Raw genomic sequence first — 12,320 nt, 5'->3', positions numbered from 1 at the left:
GCCCCCTTGAAGGAGTTTACGCTCGACGACCGTCTGGCGAATGACAGCGTTTCCGTGGTGATAACAGGCCTTTGCGACGTGCGGCTGATGAAGGATAGCCGCTGGCCTTGGCTTTTGCTGGTTCCCCGCCGGCCCGACAAATCGGAAATTTTCGAGCTGACGCCGCTCGACCGCATCCTGTTGACCTTCGAGAGCGACAAGGTCGCAAGTGCCCTGAAGACGGTGACGGGGGCGACAAAAATCAACGTCGGGGCTCTTGGAAATATCGTCCGTCAGCTTCATGTTCATGTCATTGCGCGGTTCGAAGGGGATGCGAACTGGCCCGGCCCGATCTGGGGCTACGGCAAGGCGGAGCCCTATTCGGACGAAGACATGAACAGCCTCATAGCCAAGTTGCGGGAAACGCTTTCACAATGAGCCCTTCCATCTTTTCCTCGGATGTGCCGCATCCGGAACCCAGCAGTCTCACCGCCTTTGCGGAAAACCAGCTTAACCGGGATGCCGAGCATCGCGACGAGGAAACGATCAAAGAGGCGCTTGCCAGGGAAGGCACGCATATCCTGGCTTTCGCCAAGGAACAGCTGGTCCTGAAGCATGACGGACAGGTGCTCGATCCATTGTTTGCCCGCTACGAGCTGAAGGACCTCGATCCGGATTGGGAGGCGGCCGTGTTGCTCGGCTACCGCAACACCGGCGAGCCCCGGCTTGCCGTGCCGGTGCGCATCAATGCCGATGAGCTTGCCAGCCAATACAAGCCGGCCGACATGCGCTCGCTCTGGCGCGACCTCTTGCTGGAGGGCGAGATCCTCGGCGAGGCGGCGCAGGGCATGAGCCTGCTGCGCTGGAACAGCGACAACCGCTTCTGCGGGCGTTGCGGCTCGGTCATGGAAAGCCGCATCGGCGGCTACAAGCGCGTCTGCACCGCCTGCGAACATATGATCTTCCCGCGCACCGACCCGGTCGTCATCATGCTGGCGGTTGATGAGGAGAGAAACCGCTGCCTTCTCGGCCGCAGCCATCATTTCGCACCCGGCATGTATTCCTGTCTCGCAGGTTTCGTCGAGCCGGGCGAAACCATCGAGAATGCCGTGCGCCGGGAGACGCTTGAGGAATCGGCCATTCACATCGGCCGGGTGCGCTATCACGCTTCGCAACCCTGGCCGATGCCGCATTCGCTGATGATCGGCTGCTATGCCGAGGCGAAATCGACCGAGATTCGCATCGACGATGCCGAACTCGAGGATTGCCGCTGGTTCACGCCGGAAGAAACGCTCGCCATGCTCGATCGCGTTTCCGCCTCCGGCAACACTTCCCCGCCCAAGGGGGCCATTGCCCATCGCCTGATGCGCGACTGGGTCGAATGGAAGCGATAGGTTTCCCCCTGCCATGGCGCGCTCGGAACGTTTGCTGACACTGTTGCAGACGCTGCGCCGCTACCGCCGTCCGGTCAGCGGCGCTGTGCTGGCCGAGGAAACCGGCGTCAGCCTGCGCACGCTTTATCGTGATATTGCCAGCCTACAGTCACAGGGCGCCATGATCGAGGGCGAGCCCGGCATCGGCTATGTCCTGAAGCCCGGCTTCATGCTGCCGCCGATGATGTTTTCGCAGGACGAGATCGAGGCGCTGGTGCTGGGGTCGCGATGGGTGGCGCGCGCAACCGATGAGCGTCTGGCCGCCGCCGGCGCCGATGCGCTTGCCAAGATCGCCGCGGTGCTGCCGGCCGAAATGCGCGAGGCGATCGACCAGGCAACGTTGCTCGTCGCGATAAAGCGCGTGATCGTGGACAAGGCCGATCTTTCTCTCATGCGCAAGGCGATCCGTTCCGAGCGCGTGGTGCAGCTGACCTATGGCGATGTGAACGGTTCCGTTTCGACCCGGCGCATCTGGCCCTTCGCACTCGGCTATTTCGACGACGTGCGCATGATCGTCGCCTGGTGCGAATTGCGCGAGGGCTACCGTCATTTCCGCGCCGACCGCATTGTCGACTTCGCGGTGCTGGATGCCCGCTATCCCCGCCGCCGCGTCGCTTTGGCAAAGGAATGGCACACGCTGCATGGCAGAGCGAATGATTGATCCAGGAGCCTAAGACTACTGCCAGAAACTGTCAGTAGGCGCGCCTATTATCGATCCCATCCAAGCAGGACGGAGGATCGATCATGGCAAGCAACATTTTCGTCACGACGAAACAGGCACAGCGCGATCACGCCGGGGCCGGCAGGGGCGCTTCCATAGCCGCGCCACTGGCTCGCCTCTCGCAGATTGCGCTTGGCTATTTCACCCACCGTTGGAATCGCCTCGATATCGAGGAAACGCCGAATTCCGTAAAGCGCGACCTGGGCTTCCTGGACGGACGCGCCCCTTACCGTGAGGAAGAGCGGATGCACTAACTGCACCGCCAACGCTTCACCCAACGTTCGACACACGCAACCAGCCTTCCACCGGCAAGCTCCGCTGAGCCTGCCGGACCGGGCACTTCTGCCTTCATATCCATCCAAAACCAGAGGAATATCCCATGACCAACCCGAATCTCATTATCTTCTATGTCAAGGACCCGGCGGAAAGCACGCCGTTCTATCGCGACTTGCTCGGCCGCGAGCCGAGCTTTGCTGCGCCGACTTTCGTGGCCTTCGAGCTCGGCAATGGTTTCAACCTCGGTCTCTGGCGCCGCAGCAGTGTCGAGCCGCAACCCTCCGCCATCGGCAATCGCGGCGAGTTGGGCTTCATGGTCGAAGGCCCCGGTGCCGTCGAGCGGCACTACAAGGATTGGAAAGCGCGTGGCTTGCCGATCGCTCAGGAATTGACGACCATGGATTTCGGCCCGACCTTCGTCGTGCTCGATCCCGACGGCCATCGCCTTCGCGTTTGTGAGCCGGATAAGTAAATACCACTCGAGTGCCTCCCACGGCAGCCTCTCTCCGCCCTGAGCTTGTCAAAAGGTGGGGAGAGGTGGTTGGCAGGCCGGATGAGGTGCAGATCGTCCATCATTCGAGTTGACTTGCAGCATTCACGGACGAGACTGAGCGATAACCCAGAGAGCCACGGGAGGCGCAGTTGCTGCATCATATTTCATTCGGTGTCGCAGATATCGGGAAAGCCGCTGCATTCTACGACGCAGCATTTGCGCCGCTTGGCTACGTGCGGGTTTGGGAAGACCTGAACCCGGGCGACCCCGACCAGGCGATTGGATATGGCCCGGCGGGCGGTGGCGACAAATTCGCCATCAAATTGCGCGGCGGGGATGCCCGAGCTCCGGGCTCGGGCTTTCATCTCGCCTTTGCGGCTCCAAGTCGCGCAGCCGTTTTCTCGTTCCATGAGGCGGCGCTGGCTCATGGCGGCGCGGACAATGGACCGCCGGGTCTTCGACCCCATTACGGGCCGAACTATTTCGCTGCCTTTGTGATCGACCCGGATGGTTACCACGTCGAGGTCGTCACCAAAGCGGCTGAATAGCGATTGGATAGGCCTACGATGATCTCGCCACGCGTCCTCCTGTCCGAGGCTCCAGCCCCTTCGACAAGCTTAGGGTTTCCGCACCTCACCATGAGGGCTGATCTACTCCGTCTGCCGCGGTATGCACTCCACCTCATGGTGAGGTGCACTGCCGTCAGAGCGCAGCGAAAACGGGAGTGCCTCGAACCACGAGGTGGCCCCGAGGCTCGCATCAACGCTTAAAGCTGCCCCCGCGTCGGATGCCCCTTGTAGACACCCAGAATCCGGACCTTCTCCGAAAAGAAACGCAGTTCTTCCAGGGCGCGGCGCACATGCGGATCGGAGGGGTGGCCCTCGATATCGGCATAGAATTGCGTTGCTACAAAACGGCCGCCGAGCTGGTAGCTTTCAAGCTTGGTCATGTTGATGCCGTTGGTCGCAAAGCCGCCGAGTGCCTTGTAGAGCGCTGCCGGAATGTTGCGGACGTTGAAGACGAAGGTCGTGACGATCTTTTCGTCCGGCGAGCTGCGCTCCGCCCAATGCTCGTCGCGCGACAGGACAACGAAGCGTGTCATGTTGTTTTCGGTGTCTTCGACGTTCTCGGCGATGATTTCGAGGCCGTAGAGATCGGCGGCCAATCGTGGCGCCAGCGCCGCCATGCTGCGGTCACCGGTTTCCTGCACCAGCTTGGCGGCACCAGCCGTATCACCGGCGATAACGGGCTTCCAGCCGTTGGCGCGCACGATGTTGCGGCATTGGCCAAGCGCATGGATGTGGCTGTGCACGGTGCGGATCTCTTCCTTCTTGACGCCCGGAAGGACCATCAGCTGGAAGCGGATCGGCATGAAATATTCGCCAACGATATGTAGCCGCGATTCCGGCAGCAGGTGGTGGATATCGGCGACGCGACCGGCAATCGTGTTCTCGATCGGAATCATGCCGAGATCGGCCTCGCCATTGTCGATGGCGGTAAGGGCGTCCTCGAAGGTCTGACAGGGCAGGGGCTCCATGGTCGGGAACATGTCACGGCTCGCCATGTCGGAATTGGCGCCGTAGTCGCCCTGGAAGGAGATCTTGTTGGTCTTGGTAATCATGGGACTGCCCTTGGGGGAATGCCGTCAATTAAGAAGCGGCGGAGAGGATACGTATGGCCTTGTCGAGGTCGGCGGGAGTATCGACACCGAGCGGGATCGTGTCAACGATCTCGACATCGATGCGCATGCCGGCTTCCAGTGCTCTCAGCTGCTCCAGCGATTCGCGCCGTTCGAGCGGCGATGGCCCGAGGCTGACGAATTTTTCGAGCGCTGCGCGACGATAGGCGTAAAGACCGATATGGTGGTAGAGCGGACCATTGCCGTAAGGCGCGGTTGTCCGGGTGAAATAGAGTGCGCGCAGACGATTGTCGGAAATCGCTGACCCCACGACCTTGACGACGCTCGGCGCCGTCTTTTCTTCCTCGTCCTTGATCTCGACGGTCAGCGTGGCAATGTCGACGGTCGGGTCTTCCAGCGGGCGCAGCGAGGCGCGGATGGTCTCGGGGTCGATGGTGGGAAGGTCGCCCTGGACATTGACGACGATTTCGGCGCGGCCTTCGGGGTCGACAGCCTGCAAGGCCTCATAGATGCGGTCCGAGCCGGACTGATGATCCTGGCGCGTCATGACGACTTCGAAGCCTGCATTGGCGACGGCGGCATAGGTATCGTCATGGTCGACCGCAACGATGATGCGACCGATCGCCGCCTCGCGCGCCCGCTTGGCAACCTGTACGATCATGGGCAGGCCGCAAATATCGGCGAGCGGCTTGCCTGGCAGGCGAGTGGAAGCCATGCGGGCGGGAATGAGGACCAGTGTCTTGTCTAAATTTGAATCTGTCATTCTTGGGCCTTCTATTCCTGCGGGAAAAGTGTCAAAACGTCTCACGGTGGAGACCGTTTACAGCGTTGCAAGAAACAGCCAAAAGACATAGGTTTCGCGCGAATTCAAGATGGGCCGGCGGAGGATGCCGGCGGCGAGGGGAGCATAGCAGATGAATTCATCCTACGTGAACATGGGAGTCGGGGCACTTTTGGCCACGCTGTTCGTGTTGAAGTCCGTGTCGCTCGCGTCAGGATTTATTTTCCATTCGGAGGCACCGGAAAAGCCCGGTTTCACCATCGTTGCCGAAGAACCGGCCGCGGGTGGAGACAAGGCTGCTGCCGCCAAGCCGGAAACGCCGATCGCTCAGCTGTTGCAGAAGGCTGATGCCAAGGTCGGCGAAACGATCTTCAAGAAGTGTCAGGCCTGTCATTCCGGAGAGAAGGGAGGGCCAAACAAGGTTGGCCCTGATCTCTGGGGTATTGTCGATCGCCCGGTTGGCGAGCATGAGGGCTTTGCCTATTCGTCCGGCATGAAGGATTTCTCCAAGGGCGGTTCGGAGAAGTGGACGTATGACCACCTCTATCACTTCCTCGCCGCTCCGAAGAAGTTCGTTGCCGGAACGGCCATGGGCTTTGCCGGCCTGCCGAAGGAAGAGGATCGTGCCAACGTGATCGCCTATCTGCGCACGCTCGCCGATACGCCGGAGCCGCTGCCGGATCCGAACGCCGCCCCGGCTGCTGCGACCAACTGATCGTTTGAGAGGCACGCACAATCACAAAGCCCGGTCACAACGACCGGGCTTATTCGTGATGTGTTCTAGAGAGCATGTTTGCGCGAACGCGATCTCTGATCGAGATCGTAGACCTTGAGGCCTTCTTCGGCCTTGGGCGGCACGCGCCATTCTTCCGGCGCCAGTGCCTTGCGGCCGTCGCGCAAGCCCGCCTGCCAATGCTCATGCATGGAAAGCGCCGAAAATTCATAATCCTTCGAATGGGAGCGGAACTGCTTGTTGCGATAGATCAGGTGGATGATCGTGACGCTGTAATCGCTGGAATGCTCCTGCAGCTTCTGGATCTCCGGGTCGGCCTTGGCCTCGTCGGGAAGGCGGGCATACAGTTCTGCTATGGCGCGCCGCAGACGATGCCGTTCCAGAAAGAGGTCGGTATTGAGGCGGGTACGGCTGGAATAGGTAATGTCCTTGCGCCGCTCCTCGACCTCTTCGAGGTCTTGCGGCAATGGGCCGACGGCGCTGAAGAGGTCGACTTGAAACACCACGGTGTCGACGCCGGCGCCGTTGCGCAGCACATAGCCGAGCGGCGTATTTGAAACGAGGCCGCCGTCCCAATAGTGCTCGCCGCCGATCTTGATTGAGGGAAAGCCCGGTGGCAGGGCGCCGCTCGCCATCACATGCTCCGGTGTGATCTTGGTGTCCTTGTTGTCGAAAAAGGCGAAGTTGCCGGTGCGCACATTGACCGCACCGAGGCTCAGCCGCACCGGGCCGTGGTTGATTCGGTCGAAATCGACATGGTCGAGCAGCGTCTGGCGTAATTGCCCGGTATCGTAGATGCTGGTCGCGCCGGCCGAGCCGCGTGACTGGAACCAGGCCGGGATCTGCCAGGGCGAAAAGAATCCGGGCACGCCGAAGGTTGAGACCCACCAGCTGCTGACGGTACGGTAGAAGGGGCTGGTCTCGCGTTGATGTTCCATCAGCACGTCGACGGGGAGCTGGATGCCCACCTTGTTCCAGAAGGAGCGCAGCTTCTCGAGCCGCTCGCCCGGTACGTTGCCGGCCATGATCGCCGCGTTGATGGCGCCGATCGAGATGCCGGCGATCCAGTCCGGTTCGATATTCTGTTCTCTCAGCGCTTCGAAGGCGCCCGCCTGATAGGAGCCGAGCGCACCGCCGCCCTGCAGGACGAAGACCTTGTGTGCATAGGCCGAAGCGGGGTTGCTGAGTGGAGTTGCAATATTCATGTGCCATCCTTTGCTGCGCTCCGGACTTAAAAGCCGCGATGCGCAAATATATGACCATTTTCCTGCCTGCTTCTCCGACTGCGGAGATATATTGTCTTCGCCCGGTGCCAAGCGAGGGTCAGGCTAGCCGAGCATATAGGCCCAAAGTGACACCGAGAATGCGCCGAGCGCGGTCGTCAGCGTAATCGTCGAGGCTGCAAGACTGTGACCGACCCCGAAGCGGTTGGCAATCAGCCAGGCGTTCACACCTGTAGGAACGGCTGCAGTAAGTACGAGTGCCGCCCGCCATTCGGGGCTGAGACCCAGGACGTATGCGGCGACAAACACGCAGGCCGGAAGCAGCAGGAGCTTGAAGGCCGATATGACGCTGGTGATGCCGATATTGCCCGAGAGACCATATTGGCGCAGCGCCATGCCGAGCGAGATCAGCGCGGCCGGACCGGCGATATTGGCGATGTTGTCGACCACGGTGCCGAGCGTCGCCGGGATGGGAATGCCGATCATATGCACGACGAGGCCGCAGAAGAGGCCGATGACCAGCGGATTGCGAACGAGGTTTTTGCCGACCTGCAGCAGAAGCTCGCCGGTGCTGCGGCCGGCCCCGGCATTTTCCTTGCGCTCGGCCTGTTCCATCAGCAGCGTGCCGGCAATCATCATGGTCGGGAGATGCACGGCGATCAGGATCGACATCGCCATGATGCCCTCCGGCCCGACCGTGCGGCCCACCAGCGGCAGGCCGATGAAGATCGTGTTGGCGAAGGCCGACGAAACCCCGGCCAGAACGCCGATGCGCGCATCCCGGCCGAACAGCCGTGTCGTCACCAGATGGCCAGCGGTCCAGGTGACCGCAACACCGGAGAAATAGGCGATCCACAATCGAAACGGCGACTCGCCCTGAAAATTCGCCTCGGCAATGGTCTGAAACAGCAGCAGCGGTACGGCGATCTTGAAGACGAATTCGCTCATGGCCTCGCCGACTTCGGCCTTCAGCAGGCCAGTGCGCACGATCACCCAGCCGACGAGAATCATCAGGAAAACGGGAAGGACGTCGGTCAGGATTTCGGACATGCCGGGCGAGGCCGTTGAAATGATGGCTCGAGGGATTTGATCCGGAAGTTGTAGCAGCTTGCTTCATCGTGAGAAGCCGCAAAACAAAAAAAGCGGGATCAAACCCGCTTTTGCCTGTCCGGCTTCGCCGAAGAGTCCCCCCGGTGCACATGCCGCCAGTTCATCCGTGGTCGGCCCGCGTACCGGTGAGGCGGAAGGTATCATACCTTCCCAGACTGGCTTGGAGGCCTTGTGAGCTTCCGATCCCAGCCGCTTGATAAGCATTTAAAGATAGAAAGTGACAGCCAAATGACTGATCGGAATTAAGTTGGTCGCCAATATACCGATTTTTCTTCCAAACTTCGGAAAAACCGATAATACCGATTACCGGCTATCACCTATACCGGGACCTTCCTATTGATGACTCGTTTCGATGTACTGACCGTTGGCAATGCCATCGTCGACATTATCGCCCGCTGCAACGATCAGTTTCTGATCGACAACGAAATCACCAAGGCCGCGATGAATCTCATCGATGCCGACCGCGCAGAGCTCCTCTATTCGCGCATGGGCCCGGCGCTCGAGGCTTCCGGCGGCAGTGCCGGTAACACGGCTGCCGGCGTTGCCAATTTCGGCGGCAGGGCCGCCTATTTCGGCAAGGTCGCCGAGGATCAGCTCGGAGAGATCTTCGCCCACGATATTCGCGCCCAGGGCGTGCACTATGAGACCAGGGCGAAGGGCACTTTCCCGCCCACCGCCCGCTCGATGATCTTCGTTACCGAGGACGGCGAGCGCTCGATGAACACCTATCTCGGCGCCTGTGTCGAGCTTGGCCCGGAAGACGTCGAGGAAGATGTCGTCGCCGCCGCCAAGGTCACCTATTTCGAAGGCTATCTCTGGGATCCGCCGCGCGCCAAGGAAGCGATCCGCGAATGCGCTCGCATCGCCCATGCCCATGGCCGGGAAGTGTCGATGACCTTGTCCGACAGCTTCTGTGTCGGTCGCTATCGTGGCGAATTCCTCGATCTGATGCGCTCCGGCACGGTCGATATCGTTTTCGCCAATCGTGACGAGGCTCTGTCGCTCTACGAGACCGACGATTTCGACAAGGCGCTGACGTCGATTGCTGCCGATTGCAAGATCGCTGCCGTCACGACAGGCAAGGACGGCGCTGTCATCGTGCGTGGAAACGAGCGTTATGTCGTCGATGCGCATCCGATCGATGAACGTGTCGATACGACCGGCGCCGGCGATCTTTTCGCCGCCGGCTTCCTGTTCGGCTATACGCAGGGACGCACGCTGGAAGATTGCGCCAAGCTCGGCAACCTCGCCGCGGCTATCGTCATCGAACAGATCGGCCCTCGGCCGATGCGGTCGCTGTCGGAAGCGGGCAAGCAATTCGGGCTTCTCTGATCGAACTAGATCGCCAAGTCGTTTGACATGCTGAGAATAAGGGCCGCCTTCGATAAATCGTCGGGGCGGCTTTTTTTATGAATCGGATCAAGCAGCCGCCTAGCTCCAGAAGAGCGTCGCAGTCCTGGCTTCATAGAGAATAAGGATCCCGAGGCAGATCAGAATGAACGGAACGACCCTGTGCCCATGTTTCCTGATCGGTGCGCCAAGCTTCGGATGGTTGACAAGGGAATGGGCTGCCGCGAGCCAGATCGCCGTCATAACAGCGAAGATGCAGCCGATCGCCAGGATTTCATAGGCGGAGCGGGTGGCAAACAGCGGCGTGTAGACGCTGATATTGTCGCCGCCATTGGCGATCGTCACGAGGGTCACTGCAGCGATGTTGCCATGCCCCGCCGAAGCCTTCTCATGGTCTTCCGGATCGCCGTCTGTTTCGATGCCGTTCCAGAGCTCCCACAGCCTCCTCAGCCCGAAATAGATCGGGGCGAAACCAAGCAGGCCGATATAGGCGGCTGGAATGACGAGCACGAGAAATGAGGCGACGACGCTGACGCCGTAAAGAGTGGCAATACCGAGATATTGGCCGATGATGATCTGTTTCGCGCGGAATTTAGGATCGGCAAAAAAGCCGAGCAGAACAAAGATGTCGTCGACATTCGTCGATGTGAACACAACGATCGCAACGCCCAAAACGCCGAGTAGATAGCCCAAGATCGTCCGTCTCCATTTCCGCTGCCAGATATATCATGGCGCAGGAAAAGTCTCGGGGGTGCCGATTTGATGAGGTGTTTCGTTACTTGAAGGCTTCGCCGGGGTAAGCGCCCCAGATCTCGGATTGAGCCACCCAGCCTTCGGTGCCATCAGCCGTGACCATGCACCAGTCGCCCGTGCATTCGCGAACGCTCATCATCACGCCGGGCTGAAGCTTGGCGATGATGGTGGCGGATGGCTGGGCTTCGCGACGCATATTGACGAACACGGCCTTGCCCTTGCCCTTCATCCATGGAGCTGCAAGCGCAGAACGCTGGCCTGACAGCAGCGACTGGTTGACCCAGCCTTCGGTGCCGTCGGCATCGCGCACGCGCCGCCAATTATCATATTCCTGGATGATCTCGACCGGCAGTCCCTGCTTGAGGTAGAGCCATGACACGGCATAGTCGGCGCTCGGGCCGATGCGCAGATTGACTCGCTTCGATTTCAGCGTGACGAAGCGCGGCAGCGGCAATCCGCTTGGCCCCTTGGCCGCCTGAGCAGCGGCAAGATCGGCCGTTGCGGCAGCCATCATCAGGCCAATCGCGAAAATAGCGCAGGACTTCAATACTTTGCCACGCATGGAGTTTCCGTTCGTTCGTCATGACAAAGGCGCCGTTTCGATCGCCTTTGCGCTCCGGCTATCGGCAAATCCTCGGTTCGCGCCAGCGAGTTTTGTTTGTCTTCGCCTGCGGGTCTGGTAGAAATGCCCGGAACGGGGAAATTATCCCGCTTCTTGGTTAAGAACATCTGAACAAGGCATCGCCGCTCTCCATGACGCCGAAGAAAAAACCGAAGGTCTATGTGACGCGTAAACTGCCTGACGCGGTAGAAACGCGGATGCGCGAACTCTTCGATGCCGAGCTCAACATTGATGATCGGCCGCGTACCAAGGCCGAATTGATCGAGGCCGTCCGCTCGGTCGATGTGCTGGTACCGACGGTGACCGACCGCATCGACGCCGAGGTGATCGAGGAAGCCGGCCCGCAGATGAAGTTGATCGCCAGCTTTTCCAACGGCACCGACCATATCGATGTCGAGGCCGCCGCCCGTCGCGGCATCACGGTCACCAACACGCCGAATGTGCTGACCGAAGATACCGCCGACATGACCATGGCGCTCATCCTCGCCGTACCGCGGCGTCTTGCCGAAGGTGCGCGTGTGCTGACGGACAATCCTGGCGAATGGGCGGGATGGTCGCCGACCTGGATGCTTGGCCGCCGCATTCACGGCAAGCGCATCGGCATCGTCGGCATGGGCCGCATCGGCACGGCGGTCGCCCGCCGCGCCAAGGCATTCGGCCTTTCGATCCACTATCACAATCGCAAACGGGTCAATCCGGCGACGGAAGACGAGCTGGAGGCGACCTATTGGGACAGCCTCGACCAGATGCTGGCCCGCGTCGATATCGTCTCGGTCAATTGCCCGTCGACGCCTGCGACCTATCATCTGGTCTCGGCTCGCCGCTTGGCGCTGCTGCAGCCGACGAGCTACATCGTCAACACCGCGCGCGGCGACGTCATCGACGAGACGGCGCTGATCAAGATCCTGCGCGAGGGAAAGATCGCCGGTGCCGGCCTTGACGTGTTCGAGAACGAGCCGGCGGTCAATTCGAAGCTGGTGAAGCTCGCCAACGAAGGCAAGGTGGTCATCCTGCCGCATATGAGCTCGGCCACGCTCGAGGGCCGCATCGACATGGGCGACAAGGTCATCATCAACATCCGCACCTTCATTGACGGCCATCGCCCGCCCAATCGCGTGCTGCCGTTCAGGTGACAGGTTTACGCTTGCGGGCAGGGCGGCTTGGTGCCGGCTCCACCCGCACCGAGGTGCAACCTGCCACCCACATC

The 12,320-nt window shown here is 60.6% G+C and carries 15 protein-coding genes; 9 read left to right on the top strand and 6 right to left on the bottom strand.

Translation table 11 applies throughout. The features are described 5' to 3' along the window. Positions 1–6 precede the first annotated feature (6 nt). The 6 genes from BSK43_RS12050 (at position 7) to BSK43_RS12025 (ending at position 3,450) form a co-directional block, all read left to right on the top strand. Positions 7–417 (top strand): HIT family protein, encoded by a 411-nt coding sequence (locus BSK43_RS12050; protein ID WP_077472244.1) that lies wholly within the window; start codon positions 7–9, stop codon positions 415–417. Continuing rightward, a complete protein-coding gene (nudC, locus tag BSK43_RS12045; RefSeq protein ID WP_077472219.1) occupies positions 414–1,373 on the top strand; it encodes an NAD(+) diphosphatase in 960 nt (319 codons plus the stop codon). Before BSK43_RS12050 ends, nudC begins: the two co-directional genes overlap by 4 nt. A 13-nt stretch (positions 1,374–1,386) precedes the next feature. Next, positions 1,387–2,073, top strand: a complete 687-nt coding sequence (locus tag BSK43_RS12040) for a YafY family protein (protein ID WP_077472220.1) — start codon at positions 1,387–1,389, stop codon at positions 2,071–2,073. Positions 2,074–2,156: 83 nt separating this feature from the next. Further along, positions 2,157–2,387, top strand: a complete 231-nt coding sequence (locus BSK43_RS12035; protein WP_068394813.1) for a hypothetical protein — start codon at positions 2,157–2,159, stop codon at positions 2,385–2,387. A 125-nt stretch (positions 2,388–2,512) separates the two neighbouring features. Then, positions 2,513–2,881, top strand: coding sequence for a VOC family protein (locus BSK43_RS12030; protein ID WP_077472221.1), 369 nt, complete (start codon positions 2,513–2,515; stop codon positions 2,879–2,881). A gap of 170 nt (positions 2,882–3,051) precedes the next feature. Beyond that, the gene (locus BSK43_RS12025; RefSeq protein ID WP_077472222.1) at positions 3,052–3,450 is read left to right on the top strand and encodes a VOC family protein; all 399 of its coding nucleotides are present in this window, start codon (positions 3,052–3,054) and stop codon (positions 3,448–3,450) included. Between the two features lie 218 nt (positions 3,451–3,668). Here the strand turns inward: BSK43_RS12025 and BSK43_RS12020 are convergent, their stop codons facing one another. Further along, positions 3,669–4,523 carry a prephenate dehydratase gene (locus BSK43_RS12020; RefSeq protein WP_068394816.1) on the bottom strand — a complete coding sequence of 285 codons (855 nt, stop codon included), beginning with the start codon at positions 4,521–4,523 and terminating at the stop codon, positions 3,669–3,671. Positions 4,524–4,551: 28 nt separating this feature from the next. Next, complete coding sequence (locus BSK43_RS12015; protein ID WP_077472223.1) at positions 4,552–5,304, bottom strand: 3-deoxy-manno-octulosonate cytidylyltransferase; 753 nt, start codon at positions 5,302–5,304, stop codon at positions 4,552–4,554. A 151-nt stretch (positions 5,305–5,455) separates the two neighbouring features. Here BSK43_RS12015 and BSK43_RS12010 point away from each other — a divergent pair, with 151 nt between their 5' ends. Continuing rightward, entirely contained in the window at positions 5,456–6,037 is a 582-nt protein-coding gene (locus BSK43_RS12010) for a cytochrome c family protein (protein ID WP_068394818.1), read from the top strand. Between the two features lie 65 nt (positions 6,038–6,102). Here BSK43_RS12010 and BSK43_RS12005 read toward each other — a convergent pair whose 3' ends face one another. Then, a complete protein-coding gene (locus BSK43_RS12005; protein WP_077472224.1) occupies positions 6,103–7,260 on the bottom strand; it encodes a patatin-like phospholipase family protein in 1,158 nt (385 codons plus the stop codon). A gap of 123 nt (positions 7,261–7,383) precedes the next feature. Further along, complete coding sequence (locus BSK43_RS12000) at positions 7,384–8,328, bottom strand: AEC family transporter (protein WP_077472225.1); 945 nt, start codon at positions 8,326–8,328, stop codon at positions 7,384–7,386. 399 nt (positions 8,329–8,727) lie between these two features. Here BSK43_RS12000 and BSK43_RS11995 point away from each other — a divergent pair, with 399 nt between their 5' ends. Then, positions 8,728–9,720: an adenosine kinase gene (locus BSK43_RS11995; RefSeq protein ID WP_077472226.1), complete on the top strand. Its 993-nt coding sequence runs from the start codon at positions 8,728–8,730 to the stop codon at positions 9,718–9,720. Positions 9,721–9,819: 99 nt separating this feature from the next. Here the strand turns inward: BSK43_RS11995 and BSK43_RS11990 are convergent, their stop codons facing one another. Further along, positions 9,820–10,431 carry a cadmium resistance transporter gene (locus tag BSK43_RS11990; RefSeq protein WP_077472227.1) on the bottom strand — a complete coding sequence of 204 codons (612 nt, stop codon included), beginning with the start codon at positions 10,429–10,431 and terminating at the stop codon, positions 9,820–9,822. Positions 10,432–10,513: 82 nt separating this feature from the next. After that, positions 10,514–11,053: an SH3 domain-containing protein gene (locus BSK43_RS11985; RefSeq protein ID WP_077472228.1), complete on the bottom strand. Its 540-nt coding sequence runs from the start codon at positions 11,051–11,053 to the stop codon at positions 10,514–10,516. A gap of 191 nt (positions 11,054–11,244) precedes the next feature. On the opposite strand from BSK43_RS11985, the gene BSK43_RS11980 reads away from it, so the two are divergent. Further along, the gene (locus BSK43_RS11980) at positions 11,245–12,246 is read left to right on the top strand and encodes a D-glycerate dehydrogenase (protein WP_077472229.1); all 1,002 of its coding nucleotides are present in this window, start codon (positions 11,245–11,247) and stop codon (positions 12,244–12,246) included. The last annotated feature ends 74 nt before the right edge of the window (positions 12,247–12,320 follow it).

The sequence above is a fragment of the Rhizobium sp. P44RR-XXIV genome, assembly GCF_001999485.2.
Taxonomy (GTDB): Bacteria; Pseudomonadota; Alphaproteobacteria; order Rhizobiales; family Rhizobiaceae; genus Rhizobium.
This window is presented reverse-complemented; position numbering and strand designations above follow the sequence as displayed.

Excerpts from the sequence above, each read along its gene's own strand:
- nudC (WP_077472219.1), top strand. The coding sequence starts at position 414 with ATGAGCCCTTCCATCTTTTCCTCGGATGTGCCGCATCCGGAACCCAGC.
- BSK43_RS12040 (WP_077472220.1), top strand. The coding sequence starts at position 1,387 with ATGGCGCGCTCGGAACGTTTGCTGACACTGTTGCAGACGCTGCGCCGC.
- BSK43_RS12035 (WP_068394813.1), top strand. The coding sequence starts at position 2,157 with ATGGCAAGCAACATTTTCGTCACGACGAAACAGGCACAGCGCGATCAC.
- BSK43_RS12030 (WP_077472221.1), top strand. The coding sequence starts at position 2,513 with ATGACCAACCCGAATCTCATTATCTTCTATGTCAAGGACCCGGCGGAA.
- BSK43_RS12020 (WP_068394816.1), bottom strand. The coding sequence starts at position 4,523 with ATGATTACCAAGACCAACAAGATCTCCTTCCAGGGCGACTACGGCGCC.
- BSK43_RS12015 (WP_077472223.1), bottom strand. The coding sequence starts at position 5,304 with ATGACAGATTCAAATTTAGACAAGACACTGGTCCTCATTCCCGCCCGC.
- BSK43_RS12010 (WP_068394818.1), top strand. The coding sequence starts at position 5,456 with ATGAATTCATCCTACGTGAACATGGGAGTCGGGGCACTTTTGGCCACG.
- BSK43_RS12005 (WP_077472224.1), bottom strand. The coding sequence starts at position 7,260 with ATGAATATTGCAACTCCACTCAGCAACCCCGCTTCGGCCTATGCACAC.
- BSK43_RS12000 (WP_077472225.1), bottom strand. The coding sequence starts at position 8,328 with ATGTCCGAAATCCTGACCGACGTCCTTCCCGTTTTCCTGATGATTCTC.
- BSK43_RS11995 (WP_077472226.1), top strand. The coding sequence starts at position 8,728 with ATGACTCGTTTCGATGTACTGACCGTTGGCAATGCCATCGTCGACATT.
- BSK43_RS11985 (WP_077472228.1), bottom strand. The coding sequence starts at position 11,053 with ATGCGTGGCAAAGTATTGAAGTCCTGCGCTATTTTCGCGATTGGCCTG.
- BSK43_RS11980 (WP_077472229.1), top strand. The coding sequence starts at position 11,245 with ATGACGCCGAAGAAAAAACCGAAGGTCTATGTGACGCGTAAACTGCCT.